The sequence below is a fragment of the Streptomyces sp. BJ20 genome, from assembly GCF_022869105.1.
GTDB lineage: Bacteria > Actinomycetota > Actinomycetes > Streptomycetales > Streptomycetaceae > Streptomyces > Streptomyces griseoincarnatus.
Map to the genome: position 1 here is coordinate 3,841,868 of NZ_CP094918.1, position 26,739 is coordinate 3,868,606.

The 26,739-nt window shown below is 75.4% G+C and carries 2 protein-coding genes (1 of these 2 running past the window's edge); both read right to left on the minus strand.

What is annotated here, in order from left to right; translation table 11 throughout:
• Positions 1-609 carry a type VII secretion system-associated protein gene (locus tag MTR79_RS17195; RefSeq protein ID WP_244791098.1) on the minus strand — a complete coding sequence of 203 codons (609 nt, stop codon included), beginning with the start codon at positions 607-609 and terminating at the stop codon, positions 1-3.
• Positions 602-26,739, minus strand: the 3' portion of a protein-coding gene (locus MTR79_RS17200; protein WP_244791100.1) for a lonely Cys domain-containing protein. 7,525 nt of this gene lie beyond the right edge of the window; the window shows 26,138 of its 33,663 coding nt (coding positions 7,526-33,663); the start codon falls outside the window, past its right edge; it ends in the stop codon at positions 602-604. Before MTR79_RS17200 ends, MTR79_RS17195 begins: the two co-directional genes overlap by 8 nt.

Consider the following 26,739-nt stretch of genomic DNA (forward strand, 5'->3'; position numbering starts at 1 on the left):
TCACTCCGGCGGTGTTGCCCCCTCCAGCAGTTCGGCGAGGCCGTCCGTCGGCAGCACCATGCCGACCGGGGCGTTGCTGTTGAGGTAGAGGGCGTGGTCCGGAGGGACGCGGGTGAGGAGGGTGCCGACCGGGAAGTGGGCGAAGGACAGGCGGCCTGCGGCGTGGAGGTAGCGGTCGGAGGTGTAGGCGAGGACCACCGGTGTGCCGTCGGGTGCCGATGCGCGGACCGGTTCGCCGTCCGTAGTGACCAGGACCGCGACCTCGGCGCCGGACAGGGCCTCGGTGACGGCCTCGGCCGGGCCGTAGCCGGTGGTGGCCAGTTGGATGGCGCGGTCGATGTCGTCGGTGGGCTCGGGCCAGCCCATCGCCTCCGGGGACGGCCGGTACTCCGGGTTGTCCTCCCACTCGACGATCGTCCCGTCGGAGTCGGAACGCCACTGGCCGACCACGGCCCAGTCGGGCGGCGGTCCCTCGCCCTGCCAGGCGGGGTCGGGCAGGTAGAGCCAGTGGTCGGGGGCGAGGCGGGCGGCCTGGACGTACTCCTCCGGGGGCGCGGGGTCCAGGGGGGTGTCGGCGGCGGCAGGCGTCTCGGCGCCGGGCTCACTCATCTTGTCCTCTTGTCTCGTGCTCTGTCGGTGCCGGCCGTCCGGCGGCCTCGCTCACGTCATCGTCGTCGTCGGTTCGCGGGCCGGCCCGGCCGGTGGTCCTCTCCGCTTCCAGGCGGGCGAGCAGCGCGCGGGCGTGCTCGTCCGGGAACAGTCCTTCGCGGGCCACAAAGGTCCGCAGTTCCTCCTCGGTCAGCGGGTAGACGTCCCAGTACCGGCCCCAGTTGTCGGAGTAGACCGACGCGGCAGCGGGGTCGAACTCGTCCAGGGCGAGCTGGGCGCCGGTCATCACCTCGTGGAAGCTGTGGTGGCCCACCCCGACCAGGATGCTCGCCAGTCCGGCCCGGATGAGGCCGAGGTCGACGGGGACACCGGCGAGCCGGGTCAGCCGGGCCACGTGTGTGACGATCCGGTAGGCGCTGCCCGAGGTGCCGGTCAGTACCAGGCCGCCGGAGTCCTCGGAACGGGCCTGGAAGTCGGCGGACATCGGCAGCGTGTGCTCCATTCCGGCGGGCGACCAGAGCAGCACTCCGTCCCGGACCGCGCGACGCCACTCGGCCTCGCTGAGCGGAGGGTGGACCTCGTCGGGGCGCAGCGGCGTGCGCAGCATCGCCTCCAGATCCTCCATCTCCTGCGCCTCGTCTTCGGGGTCCAGCTCCGCCGCCCGGAGTTCGGCCACCTGCCGCTCGTACTCCTTGAAACGCTCGCTCTTGTGCCGGTCGCGGCGCTCCAGGCCGATCACCGGGTGCTGGGGCTCGACGCCGCCCATGAGGTAGGGGACGAGGTCCTTGGCGACGCCGTTGAACAGGAACGTGACCCGCTCACGCAGGTTTCCGGACTCCACGACCCGTGCGAGGGACTCGTAGTTCTGCCCGACGGCGCCGGCGGACAGCGGGTTCCTGCTGCCGAACAGCCGGTAGTCGAGCCGGTTGTGCAGGGTGATGTCCCAGAAAGCCCGGACGACCTTGCCGAACTCCGCGTTGACCTGCTCGTTCTCACCCAGGTGCGCGGCGAGCCGCTGTTCGAAGAGAAGGGCTTCCTGCGCGTAGCGGATGCGGGCCAGGACCCAGGCGGGCGCGGGACGGTCACCCGGTGGTTCCGTCCTCTCGCGCTCCCTCTCCGCGCCGGTGCCGGCGTCCGAGTCCGAGTCCTCGTCCTTCTCCGTGTCCTCGTCCGTGCCCGTGTCCTCGTCCAGGGTCAGGGCCGGGAAGGATTCCAGGAGCGGGGCCGCGGCCCTCGGGAGGGGTGCCTGGACCGGGCGGGGTGCGTCACCGGGAGTCGTGGCCTGGGCCGGGCGGGCCTTGTTCCAGGCGTCGGCGTCCGGTTCGGCGCCGTCCGGTGTCGTCCGCAGGATGAGGAACGGCTCCCCCGGGGCGCCGGGCGTGGACAGGTCCGCCGGGAAGTCGGTCCACCACACGGTGCGGCCGAGGCGCTGGGCGATCCGCTCGGCGAGGTCACCGGGGTCACCGTCGTGGACGGAGTACGCCAGGACGACCGGGACGTCCAGTTCCTTGCCCGTCAACGACGTGTCGTGCGCGAGGAGTTCGAGGAACTCGCCGACCGGGATCCGGTGCGTCTCCCCGTCGAAGGTCAGCTCCAGGAGGTCGGGGGCGTTGCCGTCCGGGGTGACCCGTACGAGGTAGGGGGCGGAGCCCTTCCGGTCCGCCCACGGTGTGTCCAGCACGCCGGTGGGCGTGCCGAACCGGGCCAGGTCGATGGTCGTCGGCGTCTGCCCGGCGGTGTAGTCGCGTCCGTCGCCGCTCCTGTCGCCGGCCGTCGTGCTCACGCCGGTGGTGGCGTACACCCCGGACTCGTCCAGGTCGTAGGCGGCCGCCACGTCCGGGTCGGTGGCGTCCCGGCCTGCCGCGAAGGCCCGGGTGAGCAGGTCGAGCAGGGTGTCGCGGTAGCCGTTCGGCCGGGTGCCGGGCGGCAGGTGGAGCACCTTGGGCACGCGGGCTCCGAGGTTCGTGCCGGGGGCGTTCAGGGTCTCCTCGGCCTTGACCCGGGCCCAGAACATCCGGGACCGTTCGGCCTCGCCCACCTTGTGCGGGCCGGACAGGTCCAGGGCGGTGACGGCCTCGTCCTCCAGGTCGCCGTCCCGCATCCACTGGGCGGCGGCCTCGATCGCCGGCACCTCCACGAAACCGACCAGTGCGTCACCCGGCCAGGCGGCCCAGTGGTCCGCCGCCGCGGCCAGCACGCGCCGCACTGCCGCCCGGTCCACCCCGGACGCCGTCTCCGGGTGCGCCGCCACCACCCGGTTGAGCAGGTCCAGTGTGAACGGGCCTGCGGCGTCGAAGTCCGTGTCGCTGCGCCACATGTGGTCCACGGCGGCCACCCCGCGCAGCAGCGCCGCGAAGTCGGCCACGTCGTCCACGTCGTGGCCGAAGGTCAGCCGCAGCGCCCGTACCAGACGCAGCGTCCCGGCCCGCATCTCGTCGGTGACCTCGCCGTCGTCGGTGCTCAGGCCGGCGACCGCCGCCAGCCGGTCGAGGTCGGCGCCCGAGGGGTCGGGGCGGAACAGCGCCCACGCCCGGTGACGGCCCTGCGCGTCGGCGAACAGGGTCCGCGTGTAGCGTCCGTCACGGCTCCGGGTGCCTTGCGAGCCGTAGGACAGCCGGACGCTGCGGCCGGTCGAGTTGGCGAGTTGCTGGCCGAGGGAGAGGCTGCTCAGCGGGTCGGGGACGAACGGGCCGGCGTAGGCGTCGCTCGCGGTGTTCGGCGGCACGGGGACGGTGCGGTCCCCGGGGGCGCCGCTCCAGCAGACCACGAAGTCGATCCAGTGGTCCTTCGGCAGGGTCGACAGGCTCTTGCGTCGCCTGAGCCAGGGCCCGGCCTCCCGCTCGTCGACCGGCCTGACGGTGCCGTCCCTCATCGCCAGGTGGAGGCGGCCGGGCGAGCCGTGCATGTCCAGGCGGTAGGCGGCGTTCTCCGTGCCCGGACGCGGCAGTTCGTGCTCGGTGGAGATCCGCCCTGTGGCCGGGTAGTAGTGGACGTACGTCGTCATCCGGTCCAGGTGGCGGTCGTCGTCCTCGAAGTCGTTCGCCCACTCCTCGGCGTGGTGCGAGGCGCGGCCGATCTGCTTGCCCGTCAGCGCGCTGACGATGGGACGGGTGGCCACCTGGTGGTACCAGTCCGGCACGTCGTCGTCCGGGTCGGGTGCAAGACCGGGCTCGCTCGCGGTCCAGTCGCCCTCGGGAGCCCCGCTGCGCCGGACCGTGTCGACGGTGCTGACCCCCTGGTCCGAGCTGAGCGTCACCTCGCCGCTGTGCGCCCACACCGTCAGGCCCGTGCGGTCCGCGAGCTTGCGCGGCAGGTCGAGGTACTGGTCCCCGGCGAAGGGCACGGCCAGCACGATCGGCGTGTCCTTCGGCAGCCGCTCACGTGCCACGTCCGCCGCGACTAGCTCCACGAACTCGTCGACGTCCAGCTCCCGCTTCGAGCCGTCCGGCAGCAGTGCCTCCACCCTGTCGTGCCGCCCGCCGGCCGCAACGACGTACGGGGTGACTCCCTGGGGCCAGGGGTTCTGCCGTGTCTCCGCGATGTCGTACGGGCCGGGCCCGTTGTCCTCCAGTACGTCGCCGCGGGTGGTGTCCAGCTCGCCGGCCGGGTCGGCTCCGGGGTCCCAGTTGAGGCCGGGTACGCGGCGGCCGTGGGCGGTGAAGTGGCGGGCTCGTCCGGGGTCGGTCACGCCCAGCTCGGTGAGGTGGAAGGCGGCCAGGGCGGGCAGGTTCGTCGCGCGGCCGGCCGCGGCTGCCCTGTTCACCATCGCGAACAGGGCGTCGCGGGTGTCCTGGTCCACAGGGGTGCCCGGGACGAGGTGCAGGACGCGGGAGGCGAGGGCGTCGACGTCCAGCGGGCTGTGGCGCAGGGTGCGGTCGCGGCGGCGCAGGGCGTCGAGGGTCTGTGTCGCGGCCGCGTCCGGCGCCTGGACGACGCGGATGGTCGCCTGCCGCCCGAGGTCGGCCCGGCTGACGCCGGCGAGGGCGCCCGTGCCCGTCCAGTCGTCGGGCACCCGGTTCATGGCCAGCGCCTTGACGCGGAAGTCCTGGGCGGTCAGTCGCGGGGCGTCGGCGGGAAGGTGCTGCTGCAACTGCTGAAGCGCCTGCGTCAGCTGTCGCACGAAGTGGTTGCGTGCGGCCGTCGCGCGCTTCAGGCCCCGGTTGCCGGGGCCGTCGGCGCCGTAGCCGGTGACCTCGACGCGGGGCGGGGCCCAGCCCTGTCGGCGGTTGTGCAGCCCTGCGGCGGCCACCTGATGCGCCAGCCGCCCGATGCTCTCCCGGCCGGCCGGGGACGGGACCGTCGCCTCCCGCGCGTAGGCCACCAGGCTACGGGGAGGGAGCGCGGACGGCACCGGGGCGGCCGGGCTCGTGTACACCGGCTGGGCGGGGGTGGTGGGCGCGGGCGCGCCAGGAGGTGTGGGCAGGGGGGCGGGAGGGGGCGCGGGCACCGAGGTCAGCTCCACGCCCTCCATGGGCTCCCCCGCCGACGAGGAGCGGGCTTTGGCTTCGACGCCCGGCGTGGCGGACTCCGTCCGCCCGCCGGCCGTGTCCAGCGCGGTGGGGGCCGGGGCGGCAGGGACCGGAGCGGGCAAGTCGCCGGGCGGATCGAAGTCGAAAGTGGTGAAGTCGAGGCCGACGTGGTCGAGGTCCGTACCGTCCAGGACGGAGAGGTCGGCGTCGACGGGGCCGGTGGTGTCCGGGGCGGGACCGTCCGGCGACGACGCGGCACCGGGCGTGCCGTCTGCCGTCCCCGGCCGGGCCGCGGGCGCCGGCTGCTGCCTGCCGGGCGTCGGTGTCGTCCGGGCGCCGGTCGTCCCGACGTCCGGCGTGGTGTCCCCCGCCGTGCCTTCGACGGAGGCCTCCGCGTCCATGGCGGGCGTGGTCCAGCGCGGGTGCAGGCCCAGTTCCGCGCGGAGGGCGTCGGCGAGTTCGGCGGCGGAATCGGCGTCCGTCGACTCGGCCAGCGCATGGTCCGCGACCCTCCGCACAGCCTCCCGGAAATCCCCGCCCGCGTAGCGGGAGTCGGCCAGCACCTCGTGCGGCTCGGCCGGAAGGACCAGGACGACGGCGGCGGCCCACGCACGGGAGGCGTCGGCCTCGTCCGTGCCCTCGGGCACCGCGGCCGTGAAGTCCGCGTAGGCCCGCGCCCACAGCCGCCGTGACGCGTTGGCGGCCGCCCTGTCCGACGCAGCCGTCCAGGTGCCGGGGCCGGTCATCCTGATCCGGGCCAGGTCGAGGGGCGGCAGCGTCGCCGCGGGCAGCCGGTCGTCGCCGCGCAGCGTCATCTCGGTGCGCTGGCCGACGGAGGGCGTGATACCCGCCGCCTCCAGGTCGCGCAGGCCGACGGTCTCACCCTCGGCGGGAGGCGACTGCGCAGGCGGCAGGTCGGCCTCGGTCAGCTGGTCCGCGATCCAGCGGCGGGCCCCGGCGCCCCTCGGGGCGGGCGGCGCCATGGTCCTCTCCCCCGTCTCCCGCTCGGTCTCCCGGGCGGCGCCCAATGCCTCCGGAGTGACACCCAGGGTCCGCAGTCGTGCCTCGGCGTCCTCCAGCCGCCGGCGCGCCACGTCGACGGCGTGGGCGTCCGCCACCTGCGTCTCGTCACCGTCGGCCCTCTCCCTCGTAGCCGCCTCGGTGATGGCCCCGCCCAGTGCGGACAGCGCCCGCGCGTGGGCGTCCCAGGCGTCGGAGAGGGCACCGGCTGCCTCGGGAACGGGCTCTGCCCGCGCGTCCGTACGGAGCGTCGCCGCGGAGTTGGTGGCAGGCGCGACCGGGCTCGTGGCGGCCACCGGGTCGCCCTTGGGGCGGCCGGTCCGGTCCCAGGTGCCGGTCGGGGCCGGCTGCCCGTCGGGGCCCGGCAGCATCGCGACGGTGTACGTACCGGTGGCCGGGTCGTGGTGGAGGGTGGTGGCGCCGCGGGTGGTCCACCAGTTGCGGGCCGAGTTGCGCGCGCCCTCGTCGGGGAGACTGCCCTCCGGCGGCCGTGTCCCGGCCGGGCTGCCGTGCGGGACCACGGCGATGACCTCGGTGTTGCCGGCCTTGCCGAGCAGTTCCGCGTCGCGGAAGACCAGTTCGCCGAACTGCCGTGCGGGCACCGCGGCCGGGGTCGCACCCGGGAGCACGAGCCCGTCGGCGTCGCCGTCGGCGACATAGACGAAGGGGGCGGGGCGGCCCGGTTGCGTCGCCCAGGGCGCGGGCTCGCTGCCGACCGGGACCAGTGAGCCGTCGGGCCCGCGCCCGAGCAGGGTGATCACGCCCGGGTCGAACGTTCCTTGGGGCCGGTCCGTGCCGTCCAGGGTCCTGCCCCAAGCGGTGCCGTCGGCGTTCTTCAGGAGCCGTTCCGGTGCCAGTGCGCCCCGCTGCTCCAGGTGGTGGGCGGCCAGTTCGTGGATCCGGCGCGGGTCGCGGCCCACGGCGGCCGCCTGCCGGGCCACGGTCACCGCTTCGCCGAACCGGGCCGGGTCGGGGGCGGGCAGGTGCAGCACGGCGGCTGCGAACGCGCCCCGGTCCACCCGGCTCGTCACCATGGCCACCTTGAACGACGCCCACAGCAGCCGCGACCACTCGGTCTCGCCGACCGGTGCCGTGGCGTCGAGTCCGAGGACCTGCCGGGCCAGGTGTTCGCGCTGCGGGGACGCGGCGAGGCCCGCCAGCAGGTGGGCCAGGTGCGGCAGCGCGAGCCAGTCGCTCAGCGGGCCCCGCTGCCCGTTGTCGAGGCGGCCTGCGGCCTCGGTCAGCAGGCGGCGGTGGTCGTCCGGGGTGACCGGCCCGGGAGGGAGGGCGGCCGAGCGGTGCCGGGCGAGGATCTGCTCGTACAGGTCCAGGGTGAACAGGCGCGCGCCGTCGCGGTTCAGGGCCGGGTCGGCCTCGTGCATCAGGTCGAGCGCGCCGATGCCGCGCAGCAGTGCCGGGTACTCCGCGTTCTCGTCGACCGTGGGGCCGAAGATCTCGCGCAGTGCCCGCACGAGCCGCAGGGTCCGCTCCCGTACGGCGTCCGGGGCGGGGTCCGTTCCCGTGTGCAGTCCGGCCGCGCGGGCCCGCCGGTCGAGCGCTTCACCGGCCGGCTCGGGCCGGAACATGACCCACCGGTGAGCGCGGCCGCGCGCGTCGGTCACGAGGTTGATGTAGGTCTCGGGGTCGTTGTACCGGGCCGGGCCCACCGAGTTCGCCAGGACGGTCGCGAACACCGTGCGGCCCGTCTCGTTCGCCATGTGCTGGCCGGTCGCCACGACCGCGAGCGGGTCGGGCACGAAAGGCAGCGGTCCGCTGACGTCACCGCCGAGGACGCCGCCGATGCCGGGGCGTGCCGCCGCGTAGCAGATGAGCGGCACCACGGGGTGTCCCGGGGCGAGCGAGGTGAGGCTGCGGCGGCGGGCGAGCGTGCGTGCGAACCGCGGCCCGTCGTCCTCCCGCGGTCCTTGCGGGGTGTGCCACATGACGGCGCCCGGCGCGCCGTGGTTGTTGGGGAAGTACGGCGTCGGCAGGCCGAGTTCGACCCAGGGCAGCGTGGCGGGGGTGCTGCCGTGGTCGTAGCCGCTGCGCAGATAGGTGTAGGACGTGACCGATCCGAGGCGGCTGTGTTCCAGCGTCCGCGACCAGCCGCCGTCCGCCTCCTGGGCGAGATCCATCGAGATGTAGCCGGTGGACCGGTGTCCGTCGTGGGCGACGGAGAGAGCGGTGACCCGGTCGTCCGCCGTCCCGCCGGGCGGGGTGTCCGGGGCCGCGGGTGTACTGGCGAGCCACTGGCCCCGGGTCGTCCGCCCCTCCTCGTCGAGGAGCAGGAGCATCGAGCGGCCCGGGGCGCTCGGGAGGTGTCCGATGCCCGCCCGGCCGGTGGCGGCCCACACCTCACGGCCGAGCCGGTCGGCCAGTGCGCGTGGCAGGTCCGAGGGGGCGGCGCCGGACCGTTCCACGTGGAGCAGGACCGCGCCGGGCCGGTTGGCCAGATCCTGGTCGAGGGCCAGCAGTTCGCGCAGCACCTCGGCGGGTACGGAGCGCGTGAACCCGCCGAGCCCGCGCACCACGACCGTGCCGTCCCGGCCGGAGGCCAGCACGATGTACGGGTCGGGGTCGCCGGGCACGGGACGCCACGGCGCGTCCTCGGCACCGTCGTCGGTGGTCGTGCCGTCGGGGGTGCGCCGGACCCGTCCGGTGCCGCTCGCGTCGAAGTCACCCGGCAGGGCGCGGCCGGTCCAGTTCCGGCCGCGGGGGCGGCCTTGGGCGTCGGTGAGCCGGAAGTCCGGGTGGAACACGCCGCGGTGGGCCAGGTAGTGGGCGGACAGCGTGTCCAGGGAGGTGACGCCCGCCGACGTGGGGACCGTCATGAGCCGTACCAGGGCGCCGCGGGCCGCGGCGTTCACCTGCTCGGCGGGGCCGAGCAGCAGCACCCGGCGGACCATCGCGTCCAGGTCCAGGAATCCGCCGCGCAGGCGGAGGTCGGCCACCCGCAGCCGGTCCAGCCGCTCCAGCGCCTCGGCGGCCCGTTCCCGGTCGACGTCTTCGAGGGCGCCGAGGCCGTACAGCGCGTCGAGGAGCGCCTCGCGGTGCCGCTCCGCTTCGTCGGACGTCACGTCCTGGAGCGTGACGACGCCCGGGGAGATGGCCGGAGCCGTCGTCGCGGGGTCGCCGGGAGGGTTGGTGCGGTGCGGCGCCTGGGGGTGGTTGAGGCCGGTGGTGGCGGGCCGGGTGTGGATGGGGCGGGCCCCTGCCGGACGGTGGGGAAGGGCGATGGCGGTACGGGTGCCGGTGCCGCCCTCCAGCTCGTCGCGGAGGGCCTGGGCGTGCTCGTCGGGGAAGCGGCCGTCCCGCGCGACGTGGGTGCGCAGTTCCTGCTCGCCGAACGGGTGGATGTGCCAGTACCGGCCCCAGTTGTCCGTGTAGTCCAGAGCGCTGTCGTGGTCCGCGATGTCGTCGAGGGCGAGCTGGGCGCCGCGCATCACCTCGTGGAAGGTGTGGTGGTCCACCGTCAGGGAGACGGCCAGCATGCCGGCGCGGATCAGTCCGAGGTCGAGGTCGACGCCCCACTGGTCCCGCATGCGGGCGGCGTGCAGCATGAAGCGGTACGTGGATCCGGCGGTGCCGGTCGCCACCAGGCCGCCCGACGCCTCCGAGCGCTGCTGGAAGCCGGCACTCATCGCGATGTCGTACAGGGACGTCGCCGGCAGCCAGGTCAGTCCGTGCTCGTTGACCGCGATGCGCCGTTCGGCCTCGCTGAGCGGCGGGCGCGCGTCCTCCGGGCGCGTCCGGATCGTCACCGACCGCTCCAGCTCCTCGACCGCCTCCTTCTTCTGCGCGGGGGTCAGGTCGGGCGAGGCGAGGATCTCCTTGGCGCGTCGCTCGAACTCGGCATGGGTCTCGCGCTGCCGGCGGCTCGGCCGCTCCTCGGCGATCTCGGGGTGCTGCTCCTCCCTGCCGCCGAGCATGTCGGGCACGAAGTCGCTGGAGATGCCCTCGTAGAGCAACGCCACCAGCTCGCGCAGGTTGCCGCTGCGCAGCACCTGTTGCAGCGCGGGGCGGGAGGTGCCGACGACGCCGGCCTTGTACTTGCTGGTGTCGCCGAACACGCCGAGGCCGCGGGGGTGCCGCTCGCGCGCCGTCTTCCACGCCGCGTTCGCCATCTTGCGGTACTCGGCGACGACGGCCTCGTGCTCGGCCAGGTACTCACCCAGTCGCTTGTCGAAGGCGAGGGACTCCTCGGCGTAGCGGATACGCGCCATGACCCAGGGCGGCGCGGCGCTGTTGCGGTGCTCCGGGCCTGGTTGCGGGGAGCGGCTGCGCGCGCGGGACGGGGAGGGGCTGGAGATGTCCCCCTCGGGAGCGGGCGTCGCGGGCCGGGTGTCCCGGGGCCTGGCGACGTCCGTCGGCACGTCGGCCGTCGGGCGTGGAAGCGCGGGGCCGGTGAACGCGACGGGCGGCGCCGGCGGCGCCTGGCGGCGGTCGTCGATGTCGACGGTCACCGTGCGCCCCGTGTCGGGGTCCGTGGCGCCGCGCACTCGCTTGGCGTCCAGGGTGAGGCCGAAGTCCCGTACGGCGAGGGGTGGTCCGGTGATGCCCTGCTGGGAGTCGGCCAGGATCCGGGCCAGCCTGGCGCCGAGCGCCGTGCGGACAGCCTCGGCGCGCTTGCGAGCGCTGGCCTGCGAGCGGTTGCCGTGGCCGGTGACGGTGACGGTCGGCAGCGGCAGGCCGTTGGCCCGGTTCCACAGGCCCACGCGGGCCAGCGTCCGGGCCAGCGCGTCGATCGTGCGCTCGGCGCCGTCAGGAAGGCTGTGCTGCTCGCGTGCGAAGCGTATCGTCCGCTGGTGGGGGCGCTGGGCGTGGCCGTGGAGCACCACCGTCGTCAGCGGGTTGGCGAGCGCGGGCGAACTGTCCGACAGCAGCGCAGCGTTGACTTCGTGTGCCGACTCCCCCGGCCGCTTGCTGTACGCGCGGAAGAACCACAGGTCCTTGGGGTCGGACACCGCCGCGGCGGCCCTGACCGCTTCCCTGGCACGGATGCGCGCCCGGTCCGCCTCGCGCAGTGCCAGGGCGTGTTCGGGGCGGTCCTCGTCGAAGTAGAACGGAAGCTGCTCGGCGTCGTGCAGCTCGGCCAGGGCCCTGGCGGCCCGCGCCAGGTCGTCCAGGCGGGCCGCCCCCGCGCCGTCCACGCCGGCGCGCCGTGCGTCGGCGAGCCGTCGTTCGGCCGCCCGGGCGAGGCGGGTCAGGCCGTCGCCGCCGTGCCGGTCGAGGTTGTCCTCGACGATGGCGTCGATCTCCTCGTCCGGGATGCCTCCGCGGGAGTGGGTCTCGTTCTCCAGGGTGATCTGGTGGGTGCCGTCCTCGCTGGCCAGGACGACCTGCGCGAAGTGGTAGGGCGCGTGCGGGCCGACCCGGTCGCCGGGCTTGGCGTGGTTGTGGGTGAAGAGCTGTGCGCCGCTGTCGTTGGTGGTGCTGACCGACTGGATCAGGTAGCCCTCGCCGACGCCCGCCCAGGCATGTTCGTTGACGCCGATGCGCCGTGCGGCCGCGGACAGCGGGGCACGCCGGGGGTTGTCGGCCGGTTCGTGGCTCAGGGCGCTGCCGTAGCGTTCGCCGGGGGTGGGGGCGCCGACGACACCGCCGGTGAACCGCAGGTCGCGGCCGGTCTGGCGGGCGGCCCAGCGCGGGGTGACGTCACCGGCGGGCCGGGCGCCCTCGGCGACCTCGGTCAGCGCCTGGGCCAGGTGGTGGGTGCCGGTGACCTCGCGGCCGTGCTGCCCGTTCACGGGGGCGGTGGCGACGGTGTCGCCGGCCGGGCCGCGGAAGGCGACGTGGGACAGGGGCGCGGATCCGGTGCCGGCCACCATCTGGGCGAAGTCCCGTGTGAAGGCGTGCTCCGACGAGCCGGACGCGGTCAGGAACTCGGGCTCCACCCGGAGGAGGGGTTCACCGTAGGTGCCGTCCTCCCCGGGGAGCAGGATGCCCGTCGACTCGTCGGCCTTCAGCCGTACGCCCGCTCCCGCCGCGGCCAGCCGGGCCGACGAGGCATCGATCACCGCTCGGGTGGCGTACACCTGGCGTCCACGGCCCGTCGTGCCCTCGCCGTCGGCGAGCAGCGCCAGGGTGCGGTCCTCGGAGATGTGGAGCGCCGGCCGGTCGGCCATGAGGACGGCGCCGTGGTCCTGGCTCGGCAGCAGCAGCGCGTCGGCCTCGGCGCCGGTGCCGTCCCCGGTGTCCACCTCCGCGACGTGGCGCGGGAGGGGCCGGGTGAACAGGACACCGGTGCCGCGCTTGTCGATGACGCCGTAGTCGCGGGTGATCAGCGGCCGGGTGCGGCGCTCGTCGATCCGCCGTTCGAGGGCGAGCTGGTCGGCGAGGCGGTCGAACTCCGCGTCGCCGTCGCTGCTGGAGAGTTCGCCGTCGTCGGTGCCGGCGTCGCTCTCGCTGTCGCTGCTCAGGTCTCGGGCGCCGGGCAGGCCGTCCTGCTCCGAGGGGTCGACCGGTACCCAGCTCGCGCCGGTGTCGCCGTCGCGCAGGTCGAGGGCGAGGCGGGACCCGGCCGTGGGGTGCGTGGCCACGGCGACCGGTGCCTCGGGGCGCCAGACGCGGCGGCCGGTGGTGCCGGCGACGAGGACGGCGAGCGGTGCGGCGATGTGCGGGGGCAGTGCGAGCACGATGTCCGCGCCGCGGGGCCGCCGGCTGTCGTAGGAGATGAGCATCGCGAGCTCGTCGAGGCGGGTCACGCGGAAGGTGCGGCCCGGCGTGAGGGAGACCTCGACGGCGCCGTCGGCCGCCCGGGCGACGACCACATAGGGGTTCTGCCACGGCGCGGGCCGTTCGACGACCCGGCCGGTGCCGCGCAGGACGTAGGAGTCCGGTCCTGGGGCGGGCTGCCCCGACCGGCCGAAGTCGCGTCCGGCGGCGTTCCCCGCGGGGTCGCGCAGCAGTGTGCCCTCGTCCAGGGCGCCGCGTCCGGTCTCGATCTGCCGCTCGACGAAGTAGCGCGCGAGGTCGTCGGTGGTCTCCAGGTCGTCCGAGGAGGCGTCGAGCGCCAGGGAGCCGAGGAGCTGGTGGTCGGCGGGGCCCGGCCGGGCGTCGCCGGGCAGGTGCAGGACCTGCCGGGTGACGCGGTTCAGGGCACGGAACAGCGACTGGGGTTCCTGGTCCTCGCCCGCCTCGGTCGACACCAGTGCGAAGAGTCCCTCGGACGTCTCCCTGAGCCGGTCACCGGGGACGGCGTCCCACCCGGGGCCGAAGACGGTGTTCAGCCAGCCGGTGTCGGCCCAGCGCGGCTGCTCGTTCTCTTCGTCGGAGTCCGGCTCGTCGTCCGAGTCGTCGGACGGCTCGGACGCCTCCTGCACCGTCGTCATGGGGCGGCCGGGAGGCAGGGGCGGCGGGACCGCGCCGTCCGGGCCGGTCTGCGGGGTGGGTTCGGGGAACGACACGGGGTCGACCCAGGCGGGTTCCCGCCGTTCGGCCGGTGCGGCAGCCCGGGCGTCGGCCCAACTCGCCCCCTCCGGTGAGGTGTACGGCTCGACGGCCTCCGTGACCGCGGCCCACAGCTGGAGGTGGCGGGGGCGCAGACCGCTCTGCGCGAGGCCGTCGGGGGCCTGCTCCCGGAAGGCGCCGAGGAGGCTGCCCGGCGCGTCGAGGCGGCCCGGGTTGGCCGCGTCGGGGGTCTCGTCGCGGAGGAAGAGCTGGTGCCCCAGCTCGTGCGCGAACTCCTCCGGGTCGGCGTCCGCCCACCACGCCAGCTGGTTCATCGGCTGGTCGCGGCCGATCAGGTCGACGGTGAGGTGCGGGTCGTCGTCCGGGCCGACGAACTCGACGGTGACGTGCAGCCGGTCGCCACCGGGCAGGCGGTGGCCGGGCCGGTTGTAGAACCGCTCCACGCCCTCGGCCACCCGTGCCGTGACGGCGTCGGTCGCCTCGCCGTGCGGGCGCAGAGCGAGGCGCACGGTGAGGTCGGTGACGGTGTCGTCGCCGTGGGTGAAGCGCCGTACGTCGAAGGCGGAGCGCACGACGGTCCGCGGCCGGTCGTCGCGGCGGAGCACGGGCGGCGGCGCTTCCTGCCTGAGCGGGACGCGCAGGGCCGTGGAGCCGTGGGCCGGCACCACGTACAGGGCGTCCGGGTCGGCCGCGATCCGGTGCGGCACGGGGTCGGGGTCGAGTTCGGCCAGCTGCGGCGCGAGGAACTCCATGTTGGCGACGCGGCCGATCCAGCCGCTGTCGCCGCGCAGCAGCGTGCCCGTCGCCTCGTGCACGAAGTCGTGGCCGAACCGCCTCCAGCCGCCGGGCGGGATCTCCGTCCCGTCGGGCAGCCTGATGTGCCCGGTGTCAGCCACCTCGTAACGGAAGGGCTCCGTGCGGGAGTCGGCGGTCCGGGTGTAGGCGTACCAGAGCCTGGGAGGGCGTTCCGTGCCGATGGCCGGGGACTTGCCCTTCGGGTCCGCGGGCCTGTGCGCGGCGGACGCCTCGCCGACGGGTACGACGGAGACGGGACCGCGGGTGATGTCGCCGTGGCGGGGGCTCGTGAGGGTGACCGGGCGGCCGATGGGCCACTGCTCGGCCACCGGGTCCAGGCCGTCGTCGCGGGAGCCGCCGCGCAGGCCGCCGTCCGTCCGGAGGTTGCCCCGAGGGCCGCGGGTGGCGACGTGGCGCGGTCCGCCGCGTTGATCGTCGACCGTGACGTCCACGGTGTCGGCGCCCGGGTCACCGCCGGTCGACGCCCTGCTGACGCGTGCCGAGACCGGGTCGATCGTGAACCGGTCGGCGGTCAGGTGCGGTCCGGGGGTTCCGGCCTGGAGTGCCGCGAGCGCGTCGGCCAGTTCGCGGCGGAAGGTGCCCGCGACCGCCTCGGCCCGTACCTTGGCGAGGTCCCGGCCGACCAGGCGGGCGGTGCGCCGGCCGCTGACCGTGACGTCCGGCAGCGGCAGGCCGTTGGCGGCGTTCCACAGCCCCGTCCTCGCCACCACCTCGGCCAGGTGCCGGATGGCGTTGCGGGAGCCCTCGGGGGTCTGCTGAGCACCCTTGTCGAAGGTGACGGAGACCGGCAGGGCCTGCTGGCCGCGGAGCACGACGGCGGTGAGCGGGTTGGCCTCGGCCGAGGGGCCTTCGGTGAGCAGCTGGGCGTTGGTGTCGTGGGCCGACTCACCGGGCCGTTTCGCGTACATCCGCATGTACCACTGGTGCTTGCCGGGGATGACGGGTTCCAGGTTCCCGACGCGGTGCGCGGCGGCGCGGACGGCGGCCTCCAGCTTCCGCTCGGCCTCCGTGTGTTCCGGTGAGCCCGCGGGCGCGGTCCGCGTCTCCGTCTGGGCCACCTTGGCCCGGATCAGGGCGAAGGTCAGGTCCAGGTAGCCGCGCAGCTCCGTGAGGTGTTCGTCGGCGCCGTCGTCCTCCCGGGCCTCGATCTCCTGGCGGAGCCGCGCGGCGGCCGCCCGCAGGTCGTCCAGGTCGTGGTTGCGCAGATTGGCGTGGACCGCCCGGCGGTGGCGGTGGGTGCGCTGGGAGACGCGCGCGTGGTTCTCCAGGGAGATCTGGTGGGTGCCGTCCTCGCTGGCCAGGACGACGGTGACGAAGTGGTAGCCGAAGTGCGCGCCTCCGGCGCCGGTCCGCGGCTTGGCGTAGTTGATCTCCAGGCTGGCCTGGCCGTGCTCGCCGGCGGCCGCGACGGACTGGACGAGGTAGCCCTCGCCGACGTCGGCCCAGGCGTGCTCGTTGACGCCGATCCGGCGGGAGGCGTCCGAGAGGGCGTCGCGGCGCGGGTCGTCCGGCCGGTCGAGGCTGAGGGCGCTGCCGTAGGCGCGGCCGGGCAGCGGGCCGCCGTGGCCGCCGGTGGGCCGGTCGTCCAGGCGCACCGATCCTGCGGCCCAGTCCGGGTCCGCCGACTCCGGCCGTTCACGGCCGTCCGCCACGTGACCGAGGGCGTCGGCGAGGTGGTGGGTGCCGGTGACCTCGACGCCGTCGGACGCGTTGACGGGTGCCGTGACGGCCGGGCCGCCGTCGGGGGCGCGGAAGACCATGTGCGAGGTGCGGGAGGTGTCGGCCAGCATGTCGGCGAAGTCCCGGCATACCTCCTCCGTGGACTGTCCCGAGCTGGTCAGGAAGTCGGGTGTCACGCGGTGCAGGAGCCGGCTGCCCCCGTCGGGGGTGGGCAGGACGATGCCGACGCTTTCGTCGGTGCGCAGCCGTACGGCGAGGCCCGCGCGGGCCAGCTTGGCCGAGGACGCCTCGACGGCCTCCCGCGTGGCGAAGACCTGCTGGCCGTACGCGCCGTCCTCGACCGCGAGGGTGCGGTCGGCGGAGATCCGCAGGACGGGACGCTCCGTGACGGACGTGAGGGTGTGGTCCTGCTCGTTCATGAGGAGTTCGGGCGCGTCCTCCGTGCCGGTCATCGACCGCGGGGTCTGCCAGGTGCCCCGGAGGCCGCCGGGCTTGCGGAACAGCACGCCGTCGCCCGTGCCGTCCACGATGCCGTAGTCACGGGTCGTCAGCGGCTCGGGGCGGCGTGCGCGGAGCGGGTCGTCGTGTCCGGGGTCCCGCTCGTACGGCTCGCCGGTCGCGGAGTCCTGCGCGTACAGGTCGAGGAGGTCGTCGAAGTCGCCTTCGCTGCCGGTTCCCCGGTCCGGCACGGCCGTGCTCCACACCGTTCCGGTTCCCTCTTCGACGGGGCCGAGGACGAGGTGATCGGCGCCGGTCCGCCAGTCAGTGGCCGGGCGCGGGGCGTGCTCGGAGTACCAGACCTTGGCGCCGGTCAGGTCGGCGACGTGGTGTGCGAGGGTCTCGATGTCGTCGTGGGGGAAGGCCAGGACGATGTCGTCGGTGCCGCGCCTGCCCGGGTCCCGGGTGACGAGCCGGGCGAGCTCGCCCGCGTCGTCCAGCGTGACCGTGCCGTCGGGCGTGGTCAGCCGGACCGAGCCCGCGGCCTCCTGGGCGAGGACGACGTACGGTTTCGACCACGGGGCCGGCCAGGTGCTCAGCCTGCCGTCCGCGCCCTCCACCGCGTACGTGTCCAGGGGCGGCACCTGATCACCGGTGCCGGTCCAGTTGCGCACGACGCCGTCGCCCCGCGTGAGCCGGGTCGCCCGTCGAAGGGCCCGGTCGTGGCGCCGCAGGTACGAGGCGAGGGGGGCCTCGCCGGCCAGGGCGGACGACGGGGCGTCGAGAGCGAGCGAGCCGAGGAGGGTGAGGTGCCCGTCGCCGGACGGCGTGCCGGGGCGGAGTCCGAGGACACGCCTGGCCAGGCCGTGCAGTTCGCCGAGCGCGCCGGTGTCCTCGCCCGTCGCGTCGGTGTGCTCCCTGGCGAGCTGCCGCAGCGCGACGGCCGTGCCGATGAGCATCTCGGGCGATTGGCCGCTGCGGGCGGCGGGGGTGAAGAGGAGGTCGAGGTACTCCTCGGGCGTGAGGTCCGGGCCGCCGTGCCCGCTGTCGGTGTCGTCGCCGTCGGAGACCTCGCCGTCGGTGTCCTCGGTGAAGCGGAACTGCGCCGGCCGCTCGGCGTCGGGGTCGTCGGTGAAGCGGAACCGGGCCGGCGCCGCGGCCTCCGTGCGTGAGCGCCGCGGCCGGCCGCCTCCGCCCGGGCCCTCCGCGCCGGACAGCGTGTCGAGACCGTACGCCTCCTCGGGGTCGGGCTCCTGGTCCCGGTGCGGGTAGGTGTCCTGTGTGTGCAGGCCGACGTGGACCTCACGGGCGTCGCCGTAGGAGACGGCGTAGGCGATCGGCGCGGAGGCGTCCGGAGTCGTGCCGGTTCCGTCTGCGGGGGTCGAGGGCGGTGCTGCGGGGGCGGCGGGGGCCGCGGCCTGCTGGGGGCTCAGGTCGCCGTCGAGGGCTGCGCGCAGCAGGTGTTCCAGGGAGCCGGCGGTCAGCGACCGGTCCCAGCCGCGCCGGGCCGCGTACTCACCGGCGGTCTGCTGGAGGCCGCCCCAGGTGAGAGGGCCGGGATCGGCGCCGCCGGCCGCCTTGAACCGCAGCTCCTCCAGGGCGCCGAAGCCCTCGATCAGTTCGTGGAACTCCGCCTCGCGCGCCGGGGCGGAGTCGATGTCCGGGCCGTGGGTCCGGCGCAGGGCCCGTACCCAGTGCAGGGCGCGGGTGGTGCGCCGTGGCAGCGCGCCGGGGAGCCGGCCGAGGTCGGCGAGGGCGGCGAGCGCGTCGGCGCCGGGCTCGGGGCGGAACTCGTCGAAGTGCCCCTGGGGGCGGTCCGGGTCGTCGAACTTGATCAGGCGCGGCGGCAGGCCGTTCTCCGCGTCGGCTGTGCCTACCTGGACGTCCGAGGCGAAGACGGTGCGGCCGGTCTCGTTGGCGATGTGCTGCGCGGCGGGCGGCTGGGCGAGCAGGTCCTGGCGGGGGCGGGTGGCGGACAGTTCGCACCACAGCATCCACACCGGCTGCTCGCTCGGCAGCGCCCGCAGGCTCGGCCGCCGGGCCAGCATGCGGCCCAGCTGCACGGGCGGCAGGGCCTGGTTGGCGCCGGTGCTGCGGCGGGGCACGGTGGTGCGTCCGCTGTCGCCGTGCCCGACGGCGACGTAGGAGTCGGCCAGCGAGCGGGGCAGGGGGCGCGCGTCGCTCTCCTTGGCGCCGTGGACGCCGGGCAGCGACTCCAGGAAGTCGGAGTAGTGCCGTACGGCGGACAGCAGGCGCATGGACTGCTCGCGGATCGCCATGTCGTGGGCGTCGAGGAACGCCCGCCCGGTCAGCCCCTGTCCGTCGCTGGTGGCCAGCGGGTACGTGTGGATGTCGCTGTCGGGGAAGACGGTGCCGTCGGAGGCCGTGAGCGTGGCGCCGGGGTCCTGCGGGACCCTCCCGGGGTCGGCCGGGAACCAGCCGCCCGCCGGGACGCTGGCGGAGGCCGGCGGGGCGAGGACCGGGACGCGCCGGCCGTCGGGGGCCTGCTCCAGCCGCAGATCGCCGTTGGTGAACCAGGCGCGGCTGCCGGTGCGCTCGGCGATCTCGCGGGCCAGCGTCTCGTTGCGGCCGTCCTCCTCCCCCGCGATCAGGACCACGGGCACGTCCTGGGGCCGTTCGGGATCGTGCCGCAGAAGTTCGGCGAACTCGGCGTCCGAGACCGGAGTGCCGTTGACCAGCACCCGTCCCTCCTCGTCGCGTTCGAGTACGGCCGCGTAGGCGGTGGGCCCCCAGGGCGCGGGGTGCACGCCCTGGGCGTCGGCGGTCCGGTCCAGGTCCAGGCGGAGACCGGGGCGTCCGGTGAGGTTCCGGCCGTACGCGGTGCCGTCGGGGCCGGTGAGCGCGGAACCCTGCGGGTAGCCCTGCCGGGTGAGGCCGTAGGCGGCGACGGCGTCCAGGGTGGCGGAGCGGCCCCGCCGGTGGGCGCTGCTGACGAGGGTGAAGGCGTCGAAGTGACGGGCCGCGTCCACCGGCGCGTCGGGCGGCAGGTGCAGCAGCGTGCGGGTGATGCCGTCCAGGTCCAGGGGCCGCCGGCCGAAGTACGGGTGTGCGGCGCGCGCCGCCTCGATGACGCGCAGGGAGGTGAAGAGCCCGTCGCGGATGTTCTGCGGCAGGGGCTGGGAGCCGAAGGTGGCGTCGACGACGGCCCACAGCTCCTGCAGGCGGCGCTGTACGGCGTCGTCGGCGGGCGGCGGCGCGGCGGTGTCCCGGCGGGCGTCCGTCGGCACCGGGGCGGGCGGGGCAGCGGGTGGGTGGGGCTGCGGCACGTGGGTTCCGGCGGTGCCGTCCCACAGGGCGCGGACGGCTTCGTGGGCGGGTCCGTCCTCGGCCGGTGTGCCCTCGGCCACGGCGAACAGGGCGCGGGCGCGGGCCAGCGCCTCGTTCTCGGTGTCGGTGGCCTCGACGGGGTTGATGTCCGTGGGGCGCGTGTCGGTCGCGTCGCCGTAGAGCCGGCGCAGCAGCGGGTAGAGGGCGGGCTGGCGGGTGCGGACCCACTCGGGGCCCGCGTTGACGCGGGGCAGGCCGGTGTAGGGGTCGTTGCCCCCGTTGGCGCGCAGGTAGACGTTGGTGAGCTGGGCGAAGAACTCGCGCTCGTCGCGGCTGCTGTAGTTGGGGGCACTGCGGCGGCCGTCGGCGTCGCGGGAGTGCAGCGGGCCGTCGGGCCAGGCGCCCGCCTCGCCGTGCCGGGTGGTGGTGCGGAAGGCGTTGGTGACGCGCTGCCGGTCGGTGGCGTCCAGCCCGTGCAGATGGACGGTGTGGGCGAATTCGTGGACGGTGGTCGAGTAGCCGTCGGGGTAGGCGGACATGCCGGAGCCGACGGTGGTGCGCTCGCCGAGCAGGTTCTCCTCGGTGACGGCGGCGGTGCGCGTGCCGACGCCGCGGACGCCGTCCCAGGGGCGGCCGTCGCCGGTGACGGCGCCGTTCAGGAAGCGGAAGGCGTCCAGGGAGGTCAGGGCCTCGGTTCTGGGGACGACCACGACGCGGGAGCCGCCCTTGAGCAGCCGGGCCGTGACCTCGGGGTCGCGCAGCATCCGGGCGATCCGGGTACGTGCGGCGGCGCGGGCGGAGACGGGCTGTCCGACCCCGGCGGGCACCTGCGTCATGAGGTCGGCCGCGACCGAGGCGAACTCCTCCGGGTCGGTGGCGGCGCGCAGGGCGTCCACGAGCGCGGGGTCGGCCGCCAGACGCTCGCGGTCGGCGGGCGTCAGAAGGGCCAGGGCGGCGTTGCGGTCGGTGGCGGACAAGCCGGGCAGCCGGGCGGCGAGCGTACGCACCGGGTCCGCGATCACCTCGGGTGCGGTGCGCAAGGCGTGGGCGAGGCCGGTCAGTTCGGCTCGCAGGCCGGGCAGGTCGCCGTCGGCGACGCCGAGACCGCGCCAGGTCCGCTCATGGCGGGCGAGGGTGTCGGCGTCCAGGGCGGCGGTGTCGAGTACTTCGCTGAGCCGGACGGCGAGGGACGCGGGGGCGCCGGCGGGGCGGGCGGCGCGGTAGGCGTCCTCGGGCAGGGTGGCCGGTGTGAGGGAAGGCGTGCCGTCGGCCGAGGTGGCGCGCAGGGCCCACAGCAGGTCGAGGAGGTCGCGTCCGCGGGAGTCCTGGCCGGTGGCGGTGGCCAGTGTGAGGGCGGCGTCGGCGACGGAGTCCGCGGGCGCGGGCAGGGTGAAGCCGTCCGTGCGGACGGTGCCGGTGTACGGGCGTCCGGTCGCGGTGATCCTGATGGTGACGCCGTCGACCGACAGGGCGAGGGTGCGGCCGTCGTCCGTGACGGCCGACGGCCGCACCCGCGCCCCCGGAAACTCCTGCCCCAGGGCCCGCCGAACCGAGGCGGCGGTGGGCAGGGTGTCCCCGGGGAGCCCGAACTCCACGGCGTCCAGTGGGCGGGGTGTGCCGAACTGCACCCGGCCGCGGGCCGCTCCGGCCAGCACCACGGGGTGCCCGAGGGAGTGCAGTACGGCTCCGGCCCGTCGCCCGACGGCCAGTTGACGGGCGGGGTCACCCTGGCCGCCCCGGTCGCCCGCGAGCGGGCTCAGCTCGTACGCGTCGTCGCCGTCGAGCCCCGGTGGACCGGCGTCGGTGGCGGTCCCGGTGACGGTGTCGGTCGCGGTGACGGTCGTGGTGGTGTCGGCCGCGGTCCCGGTGGCCGGCCGGCCGTCAGTGGTGGTCCCGGTGGACGACGGGAGCCGCGACGGAGGCGGCGTGGAGGACGGGGACGCCGGCGTGGACGGCGGCAGCGGAACGGTGGCCGCGGTCGCCGTGGGGTCCGGACCGGTGCCGTCGGTCGGTGACGTCCGGGTGGTCGGGGCCGGTGTCCGCTCGATCAGGGGGACGAAGTCGCCGCCCCGACGGCGGAGCCTCAGGTGCGGGCCGTTGTGCCCGCCGGGGCCGAGGTAGGTGTGGGCGGTGCCGTTCTCCTCGACGAGGGTGACGGTGGCGCCGGTCGCGGCGGCGGCCCAGCGGGCGGCCGCCAGGTCGGCGTCGGTGGTGGTCCAGGGGGCCTCGGCGAGGTGACGGCGCAGGTGTCCTTCCTTCGCCTCCGCGCTCGGCTCGGGGGCGCCCCGGCGCCGCGCCAGGGGCGGCGGGGAGAAGAGCGAGGTCCGCTCGGACGGGGTGCCCGGCAGGCCGTTGAGCCGCATGAGCCGGGCGGGCGACGCGTCGGCGCGCGACCGCAGCCGGCCGGCCTCCCGGCTGTCCAGGTTCGGTTGGGCTGCGGCATGTCGCAGCGCGGTGGACAGGGCGCCGAAGAAGCCGTTGCCGCGGCCGGTGGGCGTTCCCTGCGTGTAGGTGGCGCCGTCGGGCGCGGTGAGGACGCCGTCGCGGGCGAGGCGGTAGCGCGGGCCGGCGCCGTCGGCGGGCGGGAGCCAGGGGGCGGTGGTGTGGCTGCGGTGCGCGGCCGGCTTGGACGGCCTGCCGCTCGCGGCCGAGGTCTCGCCGGACGTGCCGGAGCCCTCAGGTGCCGGTGCCGGCAGCGCGGTGGCGGACGGGGCGGGGGCGTGTGCGGACAGGGCGGCGTGGAAGTGGCCGTCGGCGGCGAAGAGTACCGGGTCGGCCGCGGGGTCGACGGTGGCGGACCCGTCGCGGGCGGCGCCGTCCCGGTCGTCGCGGTACGGGAGGAAGCGCTGTTCGCGGCCCTCACCGGTGACCACGGTCAGCGAGGTGCCGAGGAGCCGGGCGGCCAGCGCGGGCAGCAGGTCGGCGCCGCCGTGGTCCCCGGCGCGGCGCGCGGGCGGAGCCGGAGCGTCGTCGAGTCGCGCGGCGTCGGCGGGAAGCGGCTCGCTGGCGAACGGGCGGGCGAGGGCGAGGGAGGCCAGCGCAGCCCGCTGCGCAGGCGTCGGCCAGAACGTCTCCGGCAGCCGGCCGAGGGCGTCGAACTCGGCCTGCTGCTCCGGGGACAGCGTGATCCCCGCGCCGTCCAGCTCCTCCTGTGTGAAGGTGTCGGCCGTGTCCGGGGCGAGGGAGTCGAGCAGGTCCCTGTTGTCCGGCCGGCCCAGCTCCCGGGCGAGGCGGTCGCGGGCGGTGTGGACTGCGTCGGCAGTGACCTCGGGGTCGCCCGGGGCGGCGGTGAACCGGTCGGCGAGGTCGGCGCCGAGCAGCCGGGCCAGCCGGCCGCGCTCCCCGGCCGCGGCGATCAGCGCGTGGAAGAACGACGCGCCGTCGTGCGGTACTTCGTGGACCGCCCGCACGACGGCGCCGTCAGGAGAGGTGAGGGTGCGTACGCCGGTGCCGTCGGGCTCGGTGACGGTGTACGGGGCCGGGGCGTCGGAACGCCACTCGGGCTCCGTGTACTCCTGCGGCACATCCCGCACCGGCACGGCGGCCGAGCCCTGGTGGTGGGCGGTGAGTCGGGACGCGGCGAGGTGCAGCCGGTGGTGGTCGGCGGCGGCGGCGTCCACCCGTCCCTCCCACAGGTGCGCGTCGTCACGGGCTGCCTGCCAGGCGAGGACGGCCGGGGACTCGGCGAGGTTCCGCGGCAGCACGGTCGTCAGCGCCGATGTCAGGCCGGGGTCGCCGTCGCCGAGCGCGGCGCGCTCTTCGGGGGCGAGCGAGAGCCACGCTTCCCGGGCCCGGGCACGGGCGTCGTAGTACTCCTTCTCGGCCACGGCGAGGTCGGCGGCGGCCTTGGCCATGTCGTCCCAGGCGGCGGCGGCCTCTTCGGGGAAGGAGGAGTCGTCCAGGAGGCCGTAGTCGCGGGCCTGGTCCTCGCGCAGCCAGACCAGTGCGGTGGTCTCGGCCTCGGCGGCGCGCGGGCCGCGCTTCGCCTTGCCGAGGGTGCGCAGGGGCCGGCTGTCGGTGATCCGGTGGTCCGCCTCGGAGACCGCCAGCCAGCTCACCGGCAGCGCGAAGAGCATGCTGCGGTCGATGCCGTACTTGACGTGGGTGCCGAGGGTGACGTCCTCGGCGCCCTTGTGTGCGATGCCGTCACCGGCGCCGCCGACCGGGCCGGTGACGCCGGGGTTGGTCAGTCCGGCGCCGCCGGTGGCGACCAGCGGCGCGGTGCCGACGGCGCCCTCGGAGTTGTCGGTGATCCCGGCTTCCGTCGCTTGAGAGGTCTTGTGCCGCTGCATGCCCTCCATGCGGGGCGCGCTCTCGACGGCGAGCAGGCGGGCGCCGCGCCGGTGCATCTTGGCGTAGAGACGGGACTCGACGGTGTGGGACTGGCCGAAGAGGCGCGCGGAGGACTGGGTGGGCAGCTGGGAGCCGTCCGCGCCGAGTGCCTCGCGGAACCCGGCGGTGAGGCCGCCCTGGGAGGTGGCCTCCTGCTGCGCCTGCGCCGGCGCCGAGCCGAGGGCGGTGAGCGGGGTGTGGCGGGCCATGCGCACCTGCGCGGTCAACGGGTCGCCGGTGTGCCGCCTGCCGAGGTCGCCGTCGCCGAGGCCGTCCGCGCGGGCGGTGGCGAGGGTGAGCGCGTTCTCGACGTTGGCCGCGCCGCGGATGTCGACGGCTAGTATCCCGGAGCCGGTGCGGTCGTCGAACGGCAGGATGTCGTCGCCGTCCGCGCGCCAGGCGGCGACGGCTTCTCGACGCGCCTGTTCGGCCGTCATCATCCGTACCGCGCGCTCGGGTTCGCTGACGTCCTGCTCGGTGAGCGTGCCGTCGTCGCCGGTGCCGGACGGCGTGAGCAGTCCCGCCGAGACGAGTTCGTGGAGCGTGCCGACGTGTGCGACGGCACGCGGCGCCAGCGGGTCACCGGCGGCGTCGGTCATGGTGACGGTCAGGATGTAGCCGGTGACGACCTCCGCGTGCGCCTGCGTGGTGGCGATGTCGGGCATCGCGGTGCTGCCGAGGGTGTCGGTGCGGGTGCCGGCCCGCTGTCCGGTCGCCGTTCCCTGGAGGGACGGGTTGGCGGCGAGGATGTCGCTTCCCGGCGTGCGCTGGCCGACGCTGAGGGTGAGGTCGCCGCCGCGGTCCTGGGTGACGCCGGCCGCGGAGTCGCGGGCGATGGTCCGGTAGTCGTCCACCTCGTACCCGGTGCGCAGCCGTTTCACGGTGGTGCCGGCCGGCGTCAGCTTGAACCGGACCTGTGCCGGGCTGCCGCCGACCGGCAGGTGATGAGGGCTGGACCAAGTGCGGTGGCGGACCGGCAGGGTCACCCCGTCGGTGGTCAGCTCGTGCAGGTGGGCGAGGAGGAAGTCGGGCGAGAGCCGTTGCAGGACCTGTTCGCGGTCGTGCGAGGGCACTCCGGCCTTCTCCAGGCGCGGCAGGAGCTGCTGGGCCGCGCTGCTCGCGTCGGGCCGGCCGCTGGGGTGGGTCGGGAAGCGCCGGCCGCGCAGGAAGCCCGGCACCCGGTAGCCGCCGCCGAGGTTGCGCGGGGTGCCGGTGCCGAGGCCGTCCGGAGCGAGGCCGGTCTCGATGGCGTCCTGCATCGGCAGGTGGAACATGACGGCGTCCCGGACGCGGTGGAGCGCGGCGGTGGCCCGGCGTGGGGACAGGGCCTGCCCGACGCGGCCGGACAGCCGCCCGGTGGCGGAACTGATCCGCTGTCCGGCCCGGGTGCCGATGGTGCCCATCGCGGCCGTCCAGCGGTCCCGGACGGCGGCGGTCTCGGCGGCGTCGGCGACCACCAGGTACATGCGCCCGGCGTACGTCATGGTCGTGCTGCGTCCACGGGTGACGGACTGCGCGAGGGCGCGGCCCCTGCCCCACGCGTACTGGAGGGCGCTGCCGTAGGAGCCGGACACCGGCTGGGTGCCGGAGGTCTGCTGCAGCGGCGAGTCGCTGCCCTGGAGACCGAGCGTGGTGCGCGAGGTGGTGCTCGAACTGCCGGTGACCTTGTGGTCGTTGGCGACCGTGTTCTCCAAGGAGGAGGGTTTGGGGTCGCTCATGACCCGTACGTTCTCCAGCTCGCCTCGAACGGCGGCCTTCAGGTAGTGCGTACGGAACGGGCCGGCGCCGTGGAGTCCGGTGACGCGGGTGCCGAACGGGCCGAGATACTGGTTGAGTTGCCCGGCCACGCTGAGGTCGGCCACCGCGCGGCGCAGCGCTGTGCGGACCGGGGTGCCGGGGGCGCTGGTGTGCCAGGAGTCACCGGAGGCGCGGTCCGCCGTCTCCTGCACGAGCTCCTGGCGCTGCAGGCCGCCCTGGGTGCTGAGCACCACGTGCGGGGAGCCGAGCAGCCGTTCGGCGAGCGACTGACTCTTCGCGTCGGTCATGGACACCGGGCCGGTGCCGTCCAGCAGTTGCCCGGCTTCGAGGGCGGACAGCCGCCGCGAGGCGGGGGCCGTGGGGGTGGACGTCGTGGGGGTGGAGGTCGTGGCCGTCGACGTCGCTGCGGCGGCGGACGGGTCCGTGGACGGCGCGGCGGGCGTGTCCGTGGGTGCGTAGCGGTAGGAGCCGTGGGCGGCGGGGACGGCCAGTTCGACCCGTCCCACGGTCTCGGTGCCGCGGCGGAACAGCGGGCGTTCCGCGACCGTGCTGACGAAGACGCCCACGCCGAGCAGTCCGGCCGTCAGCAGCCGGGGCCAGCCGCGCGGACGACGGTGCCCCTCGAAGTCGGCCCTGAGCTCCACCCGGTAGCTGTAGAGGTCGATGCCGCTCTGGGCCGTCAGGTGGTCGTGGGCGACGGTGACCGTGTTCCGGGTGGCCTCCTGACGGGTGTGGGCGTAGCGCCCGCCGACCATGAGGTTGCCGATCTGGCGCGGCAGTCCGGTGTCGCCCACCTTGTCGTGGTCGCGGGGTGAGACGCCCACCTCGACACCGGCGGAGTAGGTGCTGGACTGCTGCTGGCCCTGGCCCGAGACCTCGTTGCCGATCACCGCGTTGCGCAGCGTCCGCTCGTTCAGGG